At 69.7% G+C, this 16,487-nt stretch carries 14 protein-coding genes; 11 read left to right on the forward strand and 3 right to left on the reverse strand.

Translation table 11 applies throughout. The features are described from left to right. The first annotated feature begins 44 nt into the window (after positions 1 to 44). Together miaB and ACZY1G_RS22130 are read left to right on the forward strand one after the other, a co-directional pair. Positions 45 to 1,589, forward strand: a complete 1,545-nt coding sequence (gene miaB / locus ACZY1G_RS22125; RefSeq protein ID WP_463816737.1) for a tRNA (N6-isopentenyl adenosine(37)-C2)-methylthiotransferase MiaB — start codon at positions 45 to 47, stop codon at positions 1,587 to 1,589. Then, positions 1,577 to 2,176, forward strand: a complete 600-nt coding sequence (locus ACZY1G_RS22130) for an Rv2732c family membrane protein (RefSeq protein WP_463816736.1) — start codon at positions 1,577 to 1,579, stop codon at positions 2,174 to 2,176. The genes miaB and ACZY1G_RS22130 overlap by 13 nt, the downstream gene beginning before the upstream one ends. A gap of 13 nt (positions 2,177 to 2,189) precedes the next feature. Here ACZY1G_RS22130 and ACZY1G_RS22135 read toward each other — a convergent pair whose 3' ends face one another. Further along, positions 2,190 to 3,572 (reverse strand): DUF349 domain-containing protein, encoded by a 1,383-nt coding sequence (locus tag ACZY1G_RS22135; protein ID WP_463816735.1) that lies wholly within the window; start codon positions 3,570 to 3,572, stop codon positions 2,190 to 2,192. 172 nt (positions 3,573 to 3,744) lie between these two features. Here ACZY1G_RS22135 and ACZY1G_RS22140 point away from each other — a divergent pair, with 172 nt between their 5' ends. The 5 genes from ACZY1G_RS22140 to hflX are packed head-to-tail and all read left to right on the forward strand — an operon-like array spanning position 3,745 to position 8,580. Next, the gene (locus tag ACZY1G_RS22140; RefSeq protein ID WP_463816734.1) at positions 3,745 to 4,620 is read left to right on the forward strand and encodes a DMT family transporter; all 876 of its coding nucleotides are present in this window, start codon (positions 3,745 to 3,747) and stop codon (positions 4,618 to 4,620) included. A 24-nt stretch (positions 4,621 to 4,644) separates the two neighbouring features. Further along, positions 4,645 to 5,331: a class III extradiol ring-cleavage dioxygenase family protein gene (locus tag ACZY1G_RS22145; protein ID WP_463816733.1), complete on the forward strand. Its 687-nt coding sequence runs from the start codon at positions 4,645 to 4,647 to the stop codon at positions 5,329 to 5,331. Further along, positions 5,328 to 6,242, forward strand: coding sequence for a tRNA (adenosine(37)-N6)-dimethylallyltransferase MiaA (gene miaA / locus ACZY1G_RS22150; RefSeq protein WP_463823614.1), 915 nt, complete (start codon positions 5,328 to 5,330; stop codon positions 6,240 to 6,242). The genes ACZY1G_RS22145 and miaA overlap by 4 nt, the downstream gene beginning before the upstream one ends. A gap of 4 nt (positions 6,243 to 6,246) precedes the next feature. Continuing rightward, positions 6,247 to 7,122, forward strand: coding sequence for a diaminopimelate epimerase (gene dapF, locus ACZY1G_RS22155; protein WP_463816731.1), 876 nt, complete (start codon positions 6,247 to 6,249; stop codon positions 7,120 to 7,122). A gap of 45 nt (positions 7,123 to 7,167) precedes the next feature. Beyond that, positions 7,168 to 8,580 (forward strand): GTPase HflX, encoded by a 1,413-nt coding sequence (gene hflX / locus ACZY1G_RS22160; RefSeq protein ID WP_463816730.1) that lies wholly within the window; start codon positions 7,168 to 7,170, stop codon positions 8,578 to 8,580. Here hflX and ACZY1G_RS22165 read toward each other — a convergent pair. Next, on the reverse strand, positions 8,570 to 10,849 hold the full coding sequence (locus ACZY1G_RS22165; RefSeq protein ID WP_463823615.1) for a molybdopterin guanine dinucleotide-containing S/N-oxide reductase: 2,280 nt from the start codon (positions 10,847 to 10,849) through the stop codon (positions 8,570 to 8,572). The genes hflX and ACZY1G_RS22165 overlap by 11 nt on opposite strands. A 121-nt stretch (positions 10,850 to 10,970) precedes the next feature. Between ACZY1G_RS22165 and ACZY1G_RS22170 the strand changes: the two genes are divergently transcribed. Both ACZY1G_RS22170 and ACZY1G_RS22175 read left to right on the forward strand, forming a co-directional pair. Next, positions 10,971 to 12,146: an acyl-CoA dehydrogenase family protein gene (locus ACZY1G_RS22170; protein WP_463823616.1), complete on the forward strand. Its 1,176-nt coding sequence runs from the start codon at positions 10,971 to 10,973 to the stop codon at positions 12,144 to 12,146. Between the two features lie 137 nt (positions 12,147 to 12,283). Next, positions 12,284 to 14,440: a sunset domain-containing protein gene (locus ACZY1G_RS22175; protein WP_463823617.1), complete on the forward strand. Its 2,157-nt coding sequence runs from the start codon at positions 12,284 to 12,286 to the stop codon at positions 14,438 to 14,440. A gap of 20 nt (positions 14,441 to 14,460) precedes the next feature. Here the strand turns inward: ACZY1G_RS22175 and lexA are convergent, their stop codons facing one another. Then, on the reverse strand, positions 14,461 to 15,168 hold the full coding sequence (gene lexA / locus ACZY1G_RS22180) for a transcriptional repressor LexA (protein ID WP_463816725.1): 708 nt from the start codon (positions 15,166 to 15,168) through the stop codon (positions 14,461 to 14,463). A 208-nt stretch (positions 15,169 to 15,376) separates the two neighbouring features. Here lexA and ACZY1G_RS22185 point away from each other — a divergent pair, with 208 nt between their 5' ends. Then, positions 15,377 to 15,865, forward strand: a complete 489-nt coding sequence (locus tag ACZY1G_RS22185) for a LysM peptidoglycan-binding domain-containing protein (protein WP_463816724.1) — start codon at positions 15,377 to 15,379, stop codon at positions 15,863 to 15,865. A gap of 157 nt (positions 15,866 to 16,022) precedes the next feature. After that, the gene (nrdR, locus tag ACZY1G_RS22190) at positions 16,023 to 16,487 is read left to right on the forward strand and encodes a transcriptional regulator NrdR (RefSeq protein ID WP_463817176.1); all 465 of its coding nucleotides are present in this window, start codon (positions 16,023 to 16,025) and stop codon (positions 16,485 to 16,487) included.

Below are 16,487 nucleotides of genomic sequence, written 5' to 3' on the forward strand. Positions count from 1 at the left end.
GCGCAAACTGCCGCTGGACGGGCCGCCCAGCCGGCCGCCGTAGGATGGGCGCCGTGACTTCGGTGGTGACCAGGGGAGGCGATGCGGCGGCAGCCGCGCGCCCGGCACGCACTTTCCAGGTCCGCACCTACGGCTGCCAGATGAACGTGCACGACTCCGAGCGCCTCGCCGGCCTGCTCGAAGAGGCCGGCTACCAGCGCGCCGCCGACGGTGCGGACGCCGACATCGTGGTGTTCAACACCTGCGCGGTGCGGGAGAACGCCGACAACAAGCTCTACGGAAATCTCAGCCACCTCGCGCCGCGCAAGCAGGCCGAGCCGGACATGCAGATCGCCGTGGGCGGTTGCCTGGCCCAGAAGGACCGCGACACCGTCCTGAGCAAGGCGCCCTGGGTGGATGTCGTGTTCGGCACCCACAACATCGGCTCGCTGCCCGCACTGTTGGACCGGGCCCGGCACAACCGCACCGCCCAGGTCGAGATCGCCGAAGCCTTGCGAGAATTCCCGTCGTCGTTACCAGCGCGACGCGAATCTGCCTATGCCGCTTGGGTTTCGATCTCCGTCGGGTGCAACAACACGTGCACGTTCTGCATCGTTCCCTCGCTGCGTGGCAAAGAAGTCGACCGCAGGGCCGGTGATGTGCTGGCCGAGGTGCAGTCGCTGGTCGACCAGGGCGTGCTGGAGATCACGCTGCTCGGCCAGAACGTCAATGCCTACGGAGTGTCGTTCGCCGACCCGGCTCAACCGCGGGACCGTGGGGCGTTTGCCAAGCTGCTGCGCGCGTGCGGGCGGATCGACGGCTTGGAGCGAGTGCGCTTCACGTCGCCGCACCCGGCCGAATTCACCGACGACGTCATCGAGGCGATGGCCGAGACCCCTAATGTGTGCCCCACCCTGCACATGCCGCTGCAGTCCGGTTCCGACCGGGTGCTGCGGGCGATGCGGCGCTCCTACCGCGCGGAGCGCTACCTCGGCATCATCGACCGCGTGCGGGCCACGATCCCGGACGCCGCGATCACGACCGACATCATCGTCGGTTTCCCCGGGGAAACCGAGGAGGACTTCCAGGCCACCCTCGACGTGGTCGCCGCCGCACGCTTCTCCACAGCCTTCACGTTCCAATACAGCAAGCGGCCCGGCACCCCGGCCGCCGAGCTGCCCGATCAGATCGCCAAAGACGTTGTCTCACAGCGCTATCAGCGGCTGATCGACCTGCAGGAGCGGATCTCGCTGGAGGAGAACGCGGCCCAGATCGGCCGGACCGTCGAGTTGCTCGTCGCCACGGGGGAGGGGCGCAAGGACACCGCCACCGCTCGCATGTCCGGCCGTGCACGCGACGGACGCCTCGTGCACTTCGCGCCGGGAGCCGACGCGGGGGCCATCCGTCCCGGCGACGTCGTCGTCACCACGGTCACCGGCGCCGCGCCCCACCATCTCATCGCCGACGCGAGCCTGATCTCGCACCGCCGCACCCGCGCCGGAGACGCACACGAGAGCGGGCAACGGCCCCGCACCGGAACCGGCCTGGGCATGCCCGGCATCGGCGCGCCGGCCCACACCGCACCGGTCACCGCGGGATGTGCTCGATGACTGCGCCCTCGGGCCGTCCCGACGATTTCGACCATCTCCGCGAGGACCTCGAGGAGGCCGAGCGCCGCATCGCCCGGGAGATCGACCCGGGCCCTCGCGCGCTGGCCATCGCGATCTTCGTGTTCGCCCTGCTGGCCACGCTCGCACTGCCGCACGCCGGCGACGCGCGCGGCCTCGACGTGCTCGCCGGCTCCGATGCCGCGCACGCCAGCGCGATCGCGTTGCCCCACAAGGTGTTCGCCTGGCTGGCGATCGTCTTCGGGGCGGGGTTCTCGATCCTCGCGCTGCTGACCCGCCGCTGGGCGCTCGCGTGGATCGCGCTCGCCGGCTCCACCGTGGCGTCGTTCCTCGGACTGCTCGCCGTGTGGTCCCGCCAGACCGCGGCCGCGCCCTACCCGGGGCCGGGCATCGGGCTGCTGATCGCGTGGTTCTCGGTGGTTCTGCTGGCCTACCACTGGGCCCGGGTGGTCGCGGCGCGCAGTGCACTGCAGCTGGCCACCGAAGAGCATCGCCGCCGCCTCCTCGCCGAACGTGAGAGCAAGAGCCTGCTCGACACCTTCGGCGACGACGACACGTCGGCGTCGTAGGTCGACGTAGCTGCTAGCGCCGCTTCTCGAGCGCCTCGGCAGCCGCCTCGGCCCACTGCCGCCACTGCTGAGCGCTGGCACGGGCCTGCTCGGCATCCTTGGTGCGACCCGCAGCTTCGGCTTTCTCGGCCTGGCGTTCGAACTGCTCGGCCCGCTCCCGGAACTGGTCGGCGCGAGCCTGCGCCTCCGGGTCCACGCCACCGGTCGGGGCGTCGCGGATCTTCTTCTCCACCGCACGCATGCGTCGCTCGAGTTCGGGCGCACGCTCCCGGGGGACCTTGCCGATGGCGTCCCATTTGTCGCCGATCGTGCGCAATGCCGCGCGGGCGGCGTCGCGGTCGGAGGGGTCGATCCGCTCCGCCTCGGCCAGCAACGCCTCTTTGGCTTCGGCGTTGGCCGTGAACTCGGCGTCGCGCTCTGCGGTGGCGGCGTTACGGGCCGCGAAGAACGTGTCCTGGGCGCCCTTGAACCGCTGCCACAGCGCGTCGTCGACGTCTTTGGAGGCCCGGCCCGCCGCCTTCCACTCGGTCAGCAGATCCCGGAACGTTGCCGACGTGGCTCCCCAGTCGGTGGAGCCGCTGAGTTCCTCGGCGCGCACACACAGCGCTTCCTTCGCCTGCCGCGCACCGGCGCGCTCACGGTCCAACTCGGCGAAGTGTGAACCGCGGCGCCTGTTGAACGTCTCGCGTGCCGCGGAATACCGCTTCCACAGCGCGTCGTCGGTCTTGCGGTCGACCCCGCTGATCGTCTTCCACTCGTCGAGGATCGCGCGCAACCGGTCACCCGCGGCTTTCCACTGCGTCGCCGTGGCGGCCAGCTCCTCGGCCTCGACGGCAAGGGCCTCCTTGCGCGCCGTCTGCTGTGCGCGGAACTCCTCGCGCTTGGCCTTCTCCTCCTGCGAGGCGCTGTCGGCCTGGGTGACGATCGCCGCCAGCCGCTCCGACAACGAATCGACATCGCCGAGCACGTGAGCCTCGGGCAGGCCCTCGGCCAGTGCCACGGCGGCGGTGCGGATCTTGCGGGCATCGCCCGAACCCGACGCCAGCCGGCGCTCGAGGAGGACCACCTCGGTGTGCAGATCGTCGAAGCGGCGCCCGAAGTGCGTGTAGGCGGCTTCGGCGTCGCCCGCCTGCCACGATCCGATCTGGCGCTCGCCGGCGGCGGTGATCAGCCACACCGTGCCGTCCGGGTCGACGCGGCCGAAACGGTGCGGGTCGACCGACGGCACCGTCGCGACGACCGGTGCGGCTGCAGGTGCCGCCGGGCGCGGAACGGGACGTGCCGGGCCCGGTTTGGGCCTGGTGCTCGACGGGCTGGGGCGTGGCGGGGACGCCGTCGCAGCGCCCGTCTCGGGTACGCCGGTGCCTGCGGATTCGCCCGGTTCGGTCGTCGTCATGTCAGCTACCTCGTGTCTCCGCGCGGGGTCCCGCGCACCTGCCGCGCAGCGCGGCGCCTGAAGATGGTGTGACCGCTATTCAAACAGGTCGCCCGGCGCTGCGCCCACGGCTTGGCGTCCGCGGTCTCTACGCTCGGTGCGGAATCGGATCGGGCGGGCGGGGAGGTGGCCGATGGCCAAGGCGGAGATCGCTGCTGTGCTGGCGTTGGCTGCCGCCCTGTTCATCGCCATCGGCGACGTCATCCACCAGCGCAGCGCCCACGACGTCACCGACGAACCCGTCGGCCACGTCGAGCTGTTCGGCCGGTTGCTCAGAGACGGGCGATGGTGGCTGGGTAGCGGGGTGGCGGCCGTCGGCTTCGCGTTGCAGGCCGCCGCGCTGGGCCTGGGGTCGGTGCTGCTGGTGCAGGCGCTGCTGGTGACCTCGCTGCTGTTCGCGCTGCCGATCAGTGCGCGGCTGTCGCACCGCCGCGTGACGAACTGGCAGTGGCTGTGGGCGGCGCTGCTGGCTGCGGCGGTGGCGCTGATCGTGACGGTGGGCGATCCGACCGAGGGCGCGTCGCGGGCATCGCTGCACACGTGGGTGTGGGTGGCCGCCGTGCTCGGGCCGGCCCTGGCGGTGTGCATGCTGGTCGCGCAGATCGCCTCACCCACGGTCAGCGCTGTGCTGCTGGCGGTGGTGTCCGGTGCGCTGTGGGGACTGTTCGCGGTGTTGACCAAAGCCGTGGTGACCCGCCTGGATCTGGGCAGCTGGGAGGGGGTCGGCACGCTGCTGAAGACCCCGGAGCTGTATGTCTGGGCGGCTGTCGCGATCGCGGGCACCGCGATGCAGCAGGCGTCGTTCCGGTCGGGGGCGTTGACGGCGTCGCTGCCCACGATGACGGTCGCCGAACCGGTCGTGGCGAGCGTGCTGGGCGTCGTCGTGCTCGGCGAGACGCTGCGTCCCGGGGAGGCCGGGGTCTTCGTTCTGGTCGTCGCGGTTGTCGTGATGGTCGTGGCGACGGCGGCCTTGGCCCGCGGGGAAGCGGCCACACGAGAACCCGGGTGAGGTGCGCCCGTTAGGTTGGTGTCCGTGTTGACGGCCATCGCGATCGTTCCGTCGCCGCCGGTCATGGTGCCCGAACTGGCCGGTGCGGTGGCCGCCGAGGTCGCCGACCTGCGTACCGCGGCGGCGACGGCGGCCGGCAGACTGCCGTCCCGCTGGGTTGCTGTCGGGGTCGCGGCCACCGACGCGGTGATCGGGCCCGACGCCGTCGGCACCTTCGCCGGATACGGGGTCGACGTGCCGGTCCGGTTGTCCGACGGGGCCGCCGGCCCTCCCGATTCCCTTCCGCTGGCTGCGCTGATCGCCGGCTGGCTGCGAGGTCTTGTCGCTGCCCCTGCCGTGGTCGAGGTGCGCACCTACGCCGACCGCACCTCGCCGGAGGCAGCCCTGGCTGCGGGTCGGGCGTTGCGCCGCGAGCTCGACACCGCGCGCGAGGCTGTCGGGGTGCTCGTCGTCGCCGACGGCGCCAACACGCTGACCGCGGCCGCCCCCGGCGGCCACGACCCGGATTCCGTTCCGGTGCAGACCGCCCTCGACGACGCGCTCGCCGGCGGTGACACCGCCGCGCTGGCCGGTGTGCCCACCGGGATCGTCGGCCGGGTCGCCCACCAGGTGCTCGCCGGACTGGCCGACTCCGGACCCCGCTCGGCCGAGCAGCTCTACCGCGGGGCGCCCTACGGCGTCGGGTACTTCGTCGGTGTCTGGACACCGTGATCCGACCGCTGGCGATCATCGGCCCGACCGGCACCGGCAAGTCCGCGCTCGCGCTGGCCGTCGCCGAGGTGATCGGCCATCCGGTCGAGGTCGTCAACGCCGACGCGATGCAGCTCTACCGCGGGATGGACATCGGCACCGCGAAGCTGCGCCCCGAGGAGCGGCGGGGGATAGCGCACCACCAGCTCGACGTGCTCGATGTCACCGAGACCGCGACGGTGGCCCGGTATCAGCAGGCCGCGTCCGAGGACGTGGAAGCGATCCTGGCGTGCGATGCGGTGCCGGTGATCGTCGGCGGCTCCATGCTCTACATTCAGTCCCTGCTCGACGAGTGGTCGTTTCCGGCGACCGATCCCGCCGTGCGGGCCCGGTGGGAGGCGCGGCTGGCCGAGGTCGGCGTCGCGGGCCTGCACCGTGAGCTCGCCGAGGTCGACCCCGCCGCTGCGGCGTCGATCCTGCCCAGCGACGGGCGGCGCATCGTGCGGGCCCTGGAGGTCGTCGAGCTGACGGGACAGCCGTTCGCCGCGTCGGCGCCTACCATCGGGACACCGCGGTGGAACACCGCGATCATCGGATTGGACTGGCCCACAGAGCATCTCGATGACCGTCTGGCTCAGCGCACCGACGCCATGTTCGCCGCGGGTCTGATCGACGAAGTGCGTGTGCTGCAGGCGCGCGGACTGCGCGACGGCGTGACAGCCGCCCGGGCTCTCGGCTACGCGCAGGTCCTGGCCGATCTCGATGCCGGCGGCGACGGCATGGCCGCCCGAGAACCCACCTTCATCGGCACCCGCCGCTACGTGCGCAGGCAACGGTCGTGGTTCCGTCGCGACCACCGCATCACCTGGCTCGACGGTTCGGCCGCCGATCTCGCCGTCAGCGCCGTGCGCATCTGGCGGGACGTATCCTGAGCTGGTGAAGTTCGCCAAAGGGCATGGCACGCAGAACGACTTCGTCGTGCTGCCCGACGTGGCGGCCGAGCTGACGCTGACACCCGCCGCGGTCGCCGCGCTGTGTGATCGCAGGCAGGGTCTCGGGGCCGACGGTGTGCTGCGGGTGACCACCGCGGGTGCGGCGCAGGCCGCCGGAGTGTTCGATCGCCTGCCGGAGGGCCTCACCGCCGACGACTGGTACATGGACTACCGCAACGCCGACGGGTCCATCGCCCAGATGTGCGGCAACGGGGTGCGGGTCTTCGCGCACTACCTGCGGGCCAGCGGACTGGAAGCGCGCGACGAGTTCGTCGTCGGCTCGCTTGCCGGGCCGCGTCCGGTGGTGTTGCACAGCGTCGACCCGGTGCGCGCCGAGGTCACGGTCGAGATGGGTAAAGCCAACGTGCTCGGCTCGGGCGCCGCCACGGTGGGCGGACGGTTGTTCGACGGGCTCGCCGTCGACGTCGGCAACCCGCATCTGGCCTGCGTCGACCCACAGCTGACGGCCGAGGCGCTGGCGGCGTTGGACGTCGCTGCGCCAGTGAGCTTCGACCACGAACAGTTCCCCGACGGCGTCAACGTCGAGGTGCTCACCGCCCTGGACGCCGACCGTGTCGTCTCGATGCGCGTGCACGAACGCGGCGTAGGGGAGACCCGATCCTGCGGCACCGGAACCGTTGCCGCAGCGGTCGCCGCACTCGCCCAGCGGGGCACGCAGACCGGCGAGGTCAGCGTGCACGTCCCGGGTGGCGCCGTCACCGTCACCGTCACCGACGCGACCAGCTACCTGCGCGGACCCTCCGTCCTGGTCGCCCACGGCGAGCTCGCCGCGGAATGGTGGGCCACGCATGACCGTTAAAGAAAGTGCATGAACAGTGTTTTCCGTGCGAACCTTGATTCGCCTATGACGTATCCCGAATTCCGCAACGACATCCCCAGCTCGGGTGAACTCGCCCTCGAAGAGCGCTCGGCGCTTCGCCGCGTCGCCGGGCTGTCCACCGAACTGGCCGATGTCTCCGAGGTCGAATACCGCCAGCTGCGCCTCGAACGCGTGGTTTTGGTCGGGGTCTGGACCGACGGCTCGGCCGCCGACGCTGACGCCAGCCTGGCCGAACTCGCCGCACTCGCCGAGACCGCCGGCTCCGAGGTTCTCGAAGGCCTCATCCAACGCCGCGACAAGCCCGACCCCGCCACCTACATCGGCTCCGGTAAGGCCGCCGAGCTGCGCGAGATCGTCGTCGCCACCGGCGCCGACACGGTGATCTGCGACGGTGAACTCAGCCCCGCCCAGCTCAACGCGCTGGAGAAGGTCGCCAAGGTCAAGGTCATCGACCGCACCGCGCTGATCCTCGACATCTTCGCCCAGCACGCCACCAGCCGGGAGGGCAAGGCCCAGGTCTCGCTGGCGCAGATGGAATACATGCTGCCCCGGCTGCGCGGTTGGGGTGAATCGATGTCCCGACAGGCCGGTGGCCGCGCCGGCGGTGCCGGTGGCGGCGTGGGTACCCGCGGCCCCGGCGAGACGAAGATCGAGACCGACCGGCGGCGCATCCGCGAGCGGATGGCCAAGCTGCGTCGCGAGATCAAGGACATGAAGAAGATCCGCGACACCCAGCGCAGCGGCCGCAGGCGCAGCGAGGTGCCCTCGGTCGCGATCGTCGGCTACACCAACGCTGGCAAGTCGAGTCTGCTCAACGCGCTCACCGGTGCGGGCGTGCTGGTCGAGAACGCGCTGTTCGCGACCCTCGAGCCCACCACGCGTCGCGGCCAGTTCGACGACGGCAGACCGTTCGTCCTGACCGACACGGTCGGGTTCGTGCGGCACCTGCCCACCCAGCTGGTCGAGGCCTTCCGCTCGACGCTGGAAGAGGTCGTCGACGCGGAACTGCTCGTGCACGTGGTCGACGGCTCCGATGTGAATCCGCTGGCCCAGATCAACGCCGTGCGCGCGGTGATCAACGACGTGGTCGCCGAGTACGGCATCGCCGCGCCGCGAGAACTGTTGGTGGTCAACAAGACCGACGCGGCGAGTGGGTTGATGCTGGCCACACTGCGGCGCGCGCTGCCCGAGGCGGTCTTCGTCTCGGCGCACACCGGCGACGGACTGGACCGGCTGCGGGCCAGGATGGCCGAACTCGTCGTCCCCACCGACATGGCGGTCGACGTGACGATTCCCTACGACCGCGGGGATCTGGTCGCGCGGGTGCACGCCGAAGGTCGCATCGACGCCACCGATCACACCGAGGCGGGAACGCGGATCACAGCACGGGTCCCGGTCGCGCTGGCCGCCGGCCTCACCGAGTTCGCTACCTACTGACGAACCGCGGCGGCTGGTGCGCGCGCACCGGAGGCGGTGTCGCGGTGTACTTCTCGATCTCGACCAGAACGTGTGCGCCCGTGCAGCCACGCGCCAGCGACGACGTGCCGATGTCGTCGGTGAGCACGTTGGGGTTGCCGTGGACGCACATCGCATCGGGGTGGGCGGGGTCGAGCGGGTCGTACCACGCCCCGGTCGAGAGCTGTACGACTCGTGGCCGCACCCGATCGTCGACGAGCACCCCGGCCAGGCAGGCGCCGCGGTCGTTGAACACCCGCACCACATCGCCGGTGCTCACCCCCCGCGCCTCCGCGTCCGACGGATGCATCCGGATCGGCTCTCGCCCAGCCACTTTCGAATCCTGACTGGTCTTTCCTCCGTCGAGCTGGCTGTGCAGCCGGGCCGCAGGCTGGTTGGCGACCAGGTGCAGCGGATAGCGCCGGGCGCGCGAGCCGCCGAGCCATTCGGAGGGTTCGAACCACGCCGGATGCCCCGCGCAGTCCGGATACCCGAAACCGTCGATGTCTTCGGAGAAGATCTCGATCAACCCGCTGCGCGTGCCGAGCCGGTGCGCGACCGGGTCGGCGCGGAAGTCGGCCAGGAGGGTCAAGCCGTCCTCGACCGGGAGTCTCACCTGCCCCGCAGACCAGAACTCGTCGAACGTGGGCACCTCGAAATCGAGTGTCTGTGACCATGTTTCGTAGAGGTGGCGCAGCCACTGCGCAGAAGTCCGCCCCTCGGTGAACTCGGCTCCGACGCCGAGGGTGTGCGCGAGTGCGGCGAAGGTGTCGTAGTCGTCGCGGGCATCGGCGTAGGGCTCGGTCAGACGGGGCATCGCCATCAGCACCGGATCGTTGCGGGACCCCGAGAAGTCGTCGCGCTCGGCGAACGTCGTCGACGGCACGACGATGTCGGCATGCCTGGCCATCGCCGTCCAGTACGGGTCGTGCACCACCACGGTGTCGACACGGCTCAGCGCGCGCCGCAACCGCGGAATGTTCTGATGATGGTGGAACGGGTTGCCGCCGGCCCAGTACACCAGCCGGATGTCGGGATAAGTGAGCCGTAACCCGTTGTAATCGAACGGTTCTCCGGGGTGGAGCAGCATATCGCTGATCGCGGCAACGGGGATGAACGAGGTGACGGGGTTGAGTCCCTGCGGCAGGCGGGGCAGCGCACAGCGCAGTGGCGGCAGCCCCGGCTCGTTCATCGACCCGTAGCCGTGGCCGAATCCTCCGCCGGGCAGGCCGATCTGGCCCAGCATCGCGGCCAGCGTCACCCCCATCCACGGCGCCTGCTCGCCGAACCTGGTGCGCTGCAACGACCAGCTGACCGTGACGATCGTGCGATGTGCGGCCATCTGACGAGCCAGCGTGGTCAGGTCCTCGGCGTCCAGCCCGCAGAGCGCAGCCGCCCACTGCGGCGACTTGGGCACGCCGTCGTCGGTGCCGAGCAGGTAGCGCTCGAACCGCTCGTACCCGGTGCAGTAGGTGGCCAGGAACTCGTGGTCGGCCAGCGACTCGGTGGCCAGCACGTGCGCCAGAGCCAGCATGATCGCCACGTCGGTGCCGGGCACGGGTGCGAACCAGTCGCACGGTCCGTCGACGTCGTCGCGCAACGGGGAGAACGACACGATCCGGCCGCCGCGTTCGCGGAAGCGGTGCAGCGCGTCCCGGGCCGGATGTGCCGTCGTACCACCGTGGTTGACTCCGGTGTTCTTCAGCGCCAGCCCGCCGAAGCACACCAGCAACTCGGTGTTCTCGACGATGACGTCCCAGGAGGTGGACCGCTTGAACAGGTCGTCGTGCGTGCCCACCACCCGCGGCATGATCACCCCGGTGGCGCCCAGGCTGTAGGAGTGCCGGGAAAACGTGTAACCGCCGAGGCAGTTGAGGAAGCGGTGAACCTGGCTCTGCGCGTGATGGAATCGGCCGGCGCTCGCCCAGCCATAGGAGCCGCCGTAGACGGCGGCGTTGCCGTGGCGGTCGATGACGCGGCGCAGTTCGGCGGCGAGGAGTTCGGTGAGTTCGTCCCAGCTGACGGCGACGAAGTCGTCGGCGCCGCGGCGGGTGCTCGGCCCCGGCCCGTCCTCGAGCCAGCCGCGCCGCACCGCAGGGCCGGTGATGCGCGAGGAGTGGCGCACCGAACCGGGCAGATTGCCCAGTGCGGGAGACGGGTCGGTGTCGCCGGCGATCGGGGCGACGGACGCGACGTCGCCGGCCTCGACGGTGGCGCTGAAGGCGCCCCAGTGCGTGAGGCTGGTGCCCATGGGGCCCGAGTGTAGGGCGGCCGCGCGGATCTCACGCGCCGCCGTGCGCCGCCGAACGACCAACCATCCGGTTGGGTGGGGTACCGTGGCGGCAATCCGATCACCGACGCGAGGAACCTCCATGGGCTCTGCAGCCGAAAAATCCGTCATCGCCTACGAGCGCACGCTGTTCGAGCCGGAGCACGAGATGTTCCGCGACTCCTTCCGCACCTTCCTCGAGCGCCACGTCGCGCCGTTCCACGATCAGTGGGAGGCCGCCAAGCTGGTTGACCGCAGCGTCTGGGTCGAAGCCGGCAAGCAGGGCTTTCTCGGTATGGCGGTGCCCGAGGAGTACGGCGGCGGCGGGGTGACCGACTTCCGCTACAACACCGTCATCACCGAAGAGGTCACCGCGGGCCGGTACAGCGGCCTGGGCTTCAGCCTGCACAACGACGTCACCGCGCCGTACTTCATCCGGCTGGGCACCGAGGAGCAGAAGCAGCGCTGGCTGCCGAAATTCTGCAGCGGTGAATACATCAGCGCGATCGCGATGACCGAACCGGGCACCGGCAGTGACCTGCAGGGCATCAAGACCCGGGCGGTACGCGACGGGGACCACTACGTACTCAACGGCTCCAAGACCTTCATCACCAACGGAATCCTGTCCGACCTGGTGATCGTGGTGGCGCAGACGGACCCCGACAAGGGTGCGCTGGGCTTCTCGCTGTTGGTCGTCGAGCGCGGCATGGAGGGCTTCGAGCGGGGCCGCAAGCTCGACAAGGTGGGTCTGGACGCCCAGGACACCGCAGAGCTGTCATTCACCGACGTGAAGGTTCCGGTCGAGAACCTGCTCGGCGAGGAGGGGCAGGGTTTCATCTACCTGATGCAGAACTTGCCGCAGGAGCGCATCAGCATCGCGATCATGGCCGCCGCGGCCATGGAGGCCGTACTGGCAGGCACGCTGCAGTACGCCAAGGAGCGCAAGGCGTTCGGCAGGCCGATCGGCAGCCAGCAGAACAGCCGATTCCTGTTGGCGGAGCTGTCCACCGAAGCCACCGTGGTGCGCATGATGGTCGACGAGTTCATCGGGCTGCACCTCGAGGACAAGCTGACCGTCGAGCAGGCCGCGATGGCCAAGTGGTACTCCACCGAGAAGCAGGTCCACCTCATCGACCGCTGCCTGCAGCTGCACGGCGGATACGGCTACATGCGCGAGTACGACGTCGCGCGCGCCTACCTCGACGCCCGGGTACAGACCATCTACGGCGGGACCACCGAGATCATGAAGGAGATCATCGGCCGCAGCCTCGGCGTCTAGCCGGGCGGTGGCATTTTCCGGCACTGTGCGGCGAGGTGGCTTGGTAAACAGGGTCCACTGACGCAGAGTGAACGCACGCGGTAATTTTCGCTGAACCGTGATGGAGTTACCTCAGTCGCCGACCACGGGGAGGATGAATGACCCGGCAGCCGATGCCGCGTCGACGTGGGTCCAGTCGTTGGGCCGTCGGATTGCTGGGGGTCGCCGCAGCGCTCCTGCTCTCCCCGGTCGCCACCGCGCAACCCGACGTCGACGCCGGCAACGCGATCACCGCCACGTGGCAGGCCACCGGCGGTGACACCGGTCCGCTGGGGCCTCCCTCCGGCGACGTCTACCCCGTCGGAACGGGATTCGCGCAGAACTTCGCGTCCGGCAAGGTCTTTTTCACGCCCGCGACCGGCGCGCACGCCATGCAGGGCGCGATTCTCGAGAAGTACGAGTCGCTCGGCGGTCCCGCCGACAGCGATCTCGGGTTCCCGACCATCGACGAGGGGCCCGGGCGCGCACCCGACAGCCGAAACAGCACATTCAGCGCGTCGGACAACCCGGTGATCTTCTGGACTCCGAACACCGGCGCACACGTGGTCCGCGGTCCGATCAACGCAGCCTGGGACAAACTCGGCGGCTCGTCGGGTGTCCTGGGTGTCCCCGCGGAGGACGAGACCTACGACGGCGCGGCGGTGACGCAGAAGTTCACCGGCGGCCAAGTCTCCTACGACGGGCGCACCAAGAAATTCACCACCGACCCGGCAGATCTGGCCGGGCAGCTCACCGATGTCTCCGTGCCGGACGACCCGGTGGCTGCGATCAACGCAGCCCGCCGGGCGGCGGGGGGCCCGCTCGGACCGTTGGGTGCCAGCGAGGGTGAGCCCTACAAGATCGGCTCCGACGGTCTGGGTCAGGACTTCGTCAACGGGAAGATCTTCTACAGCCCCGCGACCGGCGCGAACGTCGTGACCGGCCAGGTGCTGGCCAAGTACGAGAGCGTGGGCGGCCCCGAGGGAGACCTCGGATTCCCGGTGACCGGCGAGGTGGACGGCGGCGTCGCCCCGGCCAGCAGAATGAGCAGCTTCGCCGCGGCGGACAAGCCGGTGATCTTCTGGACGCCCGACTACGGCGCGGTGATCGTGCGCGGTGCCATGAACGCGGCGTGGGAGAAGCTGGGCGGCGCCACCGGCACGCTCGGTGCACCGGTGTCCGATCAGACCCAGAGCGGCGACGCGATCACCCAGAAGTTCAGCGGCGGCGCCATCACCTATGACACCGGCACCAAGCGATTCAGCACCGAGCCGGCGAATCTCGCTTCGCAGCTCGTCGGCCTGGACGTTCCGGGGCAGGAGGCGACACAGCCCATTCCGTCGGCGCAGGGTGGTGACACCGGGTCGGGTGACGGGGTCCGCTGGACGTGGTGGTGGCTGCTGGCGGTCATCCCGGTACTTCTCGTCCTCGCGGTGGTCGGGCTGGCGGTTGTTCGGCGTCGAGGTCGCGATCGCGACGGTGACTCGTTCGCGCTGCCTCCCTATGACGCCGATGATCACGACGCCGGTGGCTACGACCGGGAGTCGTCGGATGTGGGGGAGGACGCGCTGTTCGCCGATCGCTACGCGCGTGAGGGTCTCGGGTCGGTGGCTCCCGCCGCGCGGCCCGGTACGCCCGCCGAAGGTCACGAACCGAGCGGGTTGCACCTGTGGGGGCTCAGCGAGTCCGCAGACACGGACCGTCCCGCCACGGTCGATCGCGATGCCGATCCTTTCGTCGAGCAGGACGACCCCGATTCGGTCGACACCGCACCGACCCGGATTCAGTCCGCGACCGACGTCCCCGTCGAGCAGCACGACTACGCCGTGGCTTCGGGTTCCGACAACGCTGTCGACGAGGAACCGGTCGACGAGGAACCGGTCTACGAGGAACCGGTCGACGAGGAACCGGTCGACGAAGAACCGGTGTACGAAGAGTCGTCGTACGAGGACGAGGCTGACGAGAAGGACGCCGATTCGGACCACGTGGCCGTCACCTCGGCGTTTGCGGCAGCGCCCGCTCTCGAGCGGGACGCCCTCAACGACACCGGTAGGCACGCGCGGATCGATGACGATGACATCGCGCCGATGGGCACCGCGTTGCACCTGCCCCTTGACGACCCAGACACCATTCCCGACGGGTATCCGATCAAGGCCGACACCCGATCAGGTCTGTACTGGAGTCCCGACAGCGCCGAGTACGACGAGGCGCGGGCCGAAATCTGGTTCGCCACTGAGGAGATCGCCCGCACCAACGGGTTCGTCCGCGGAAGCTGACGAACCGCGTCGGTGCCCCGTCAGATCTTGCGGATGACCGTCACGACCTTGCCGAGCACGGCAGCGTCATTGCCGGGGATGGGGTCGAAGGCCGGGTTGTGCGGCATGAGCCAGACCTGACCCTTGGTCCGTTTGAACGTCTTGACCGTAGCTTCCCCGTCGATCATGGCGGCGACGATGTCGCCGTTGTCGGCGACGTTCTGCTGGCGCACCACGACCCAGTCGCCGTCACAGATCGCCGCGTCGATCATCGACTCACCCACGACCTTCAACAGGAACAGGGAGCCCTCCCCGACGAGCTCACGGGGTAGCGGGAACACATCCTCGACGGCCTCCTCGGCGAGGATCGGTCCTCCGGCTGCGATCCGCCCGAGGACCGGCACGAATGTGGGCTCCGGTAGGGCGTCGGAACCGGCGACCTCGGTCGCGACGACCGGAGTGGCGGGTGCGTCATCGATGCCGCGCACGTCGACGGCCCTCGGCCGGTTCGGGTCACGGCGCAGGTAGCCCTTGCGTTCGAGTGTGCGCAGTTGGTGCGCCACCGACGAGGTGGACGTCAGACCGACGGCGTCGCCGATCTCGCGGATGCTCGGTGGGTAGCCCCGGGTGGTCACCGACGAGCGGATGACGTCGAGGATGGTGCGTTGACGGTCGGTCAGACCTGCCCCGCGCTCACGTCGGTTGGCGGAGTCCGTACCGGCCGAGGTGTCGCTGCTGTCGTCGCTCATGACCACGAATGTAACGCGCAGCGCACGCGGAATCAAACATGTGTTCGAGGCGTGTCGCGAGCAACCGGCGCCGAAAGTTCGCCCGCGGCGACTTGTCGGTGCCCTCCGTTAGCGTTCGCAACAGTTCGATCACATGTTCTATCGATCGAACACTTGATCGAGTAATGTTCGAACACAAGAGCGAATCCACGGAGCGAAAGGCACTCAGATGACCGTTCTCCACACCCCCGATGTTCGTCAGCCCGCAGGCCGCGTCGCACGTCCCGTGCGGATCGGGCCGGCCAGCGCGGTCGCGCCCAGCGGGCGCGCTACCAGGACGGCTCGGCAGCGGCATCACCAGCGTCCCGGCGGCGCACGCCTGAGCTATCGCGGGAGCGGCGTGCTGGTGTCTCGTGCGTCGCACCGGCGCCGTCCCATCACTCCCGCCGCGACGGTCGTTCTCGCGCTCGTCGCCGGCGCCATCACGTTGTGGCTGGGTCTTGTGGCCCAGGCGGGCGGTGTGGTGGGACCGCAGGTCGAGGTGCCGGGTCGGTTGGCCGTCGTCCAGGTGCACACGGGGGAGTCGTTGCAGCACGTCGCCGAACGCGTGGCGCCGCACGCGCCGGTGTCTGATGTGGTCGCCAGGATTCGCGAACTCAACCAGCTCGAGACGGTCGCGCTGACCGCCGGACAGACGTTGATCGCCCCGGTCGCCTGACCGCACACAGGTAGTCCAGCGGGCAGGCAGCATGGTGGCGATCGTGGACATCTCGCCTTGGAACGCGCCGATGGGTCTGGTGCTGAGCTCCGCCCTGCTGCCGCAGGTACGCTCGAAGACGTTCGAAGTGTTCCGTCGGTGCGGTGAAGGAGCAGTGGTGCACTGTCCGTTCTGCCGCCATCCCGACTCACGGGTTGTCGATTCTCGAGAGACCGACGAGGGCCAGGCCATTCGTCGCCGCCGATCCTGCCCCGAATGTGGGCGCCGGTTCACCACCGTGGAAACCGCGGTGCTGGCCGTGGTGAAGCGCAGCGGTGTCACCGAGCCGTTCAGTCGCGAGAAGGTGATCAAGGGCGTGCGGCGAGCGTGCCAGGGGCGGCAGGTCGACGACGACGCGCTCAATCTGCTCGCTCAGACGGTGGAAGATGCCGTGCGTGCGACCGGATCTCCTGAGGTACCCAGTCACGAAGTCGGTCTTGCGATCCTGGGCCCCTTACGCGATCTCGACGAAGTGGCCTATCTGCGATTCGCCTCGGTGTACCGGTCCTTCTCGTCGGCCGAGGACTTCGAGCGTGAGATCGAGGCGCTACGCGCGCACCGCGAGGTGTCCGCGGGCAGCTGA

The organism is Mycobacterium sp. IDUB_5 (genome assembly GCF_055419565.1).

What these genes read in the sequence shown, in the direction of transcription:
- miaB (WP_463816737.1), top strand. Translation starts at nt 45, where the DNA reads ATGGGCGCCGTGACTTCGGTGGTGACCAGGGGAGGCGATGCGGCGGCA.
- ACZY1G_RS22130 (WP_463816736.1), top strand. Translation starts at nt 1,577, where the DNA reads ATGTGCTCGATGACTGCGCCCTCGGGCCGTCCCGACGATTTCGACCAT.
- ACZY1G_RS22135 (WP_463816735.1), bottom strand. Translation starts at nt 3,572, where the DNA reads ATGACGACGACCGAACCGGGCGAATCCGCAGGCACCGGCGTACCCGAG.
- ACZY1G_RS22140 (WP_463816734.1), top strand. Translation starts at nt 3,745, where the DNA reads ATGGCCAAGGCGGAGATCGCTGCTGTGCTGGCGTTGGCTGCCGCCCTG.
- hflX (WP_463816730.1), top strand. Translation starts at nt 7,168, where the DNA reads ATGACGTATCCCGAATTCCGCAACGACATCCCCAGCTCGGGTGAACTC.
- ACZY1G_RS22165 (WP_463823615.1), bottom strand. Translation starts at nt 10,849, where the DNA reads ATGGGCACCAGCCTCACGCACTGGGGCGCCTTCAGCGCCACCGTCGAG.
- ACZY1G_RS22170 (WP_463823616.1), top strand. Translation starts at nt 10,971, where the DNA reads ATGGGCTCTGCAGCCGAAAAATCCGTCATCGCCTACGAGCGCACGCTG.
- ACZY1G_RS22175 (WP_463823617.1), top strand. Translation starts at nt 12,284, where the DNA reads ATGACCCGGCAGCCGATGCCGCGTCGACGTGGGTCCAGTCGTTGGGCC.
- lexA (WP_463816725.1), bottom strand. Translation starts at nt 15,168, where the DNA reads ATGAGCGACGACAGCAGCGACACCTCGGCCGGTACGGACTCCGCCAAC.
- ACZY1G_RS22185 (WP_463816724.1), top strand. Translation starts at nt 15,377, where the DNA reads ATGACCGTTCTCCACACCCCCGATGTTCGTCAGCCCGCAGGCCGCGTC.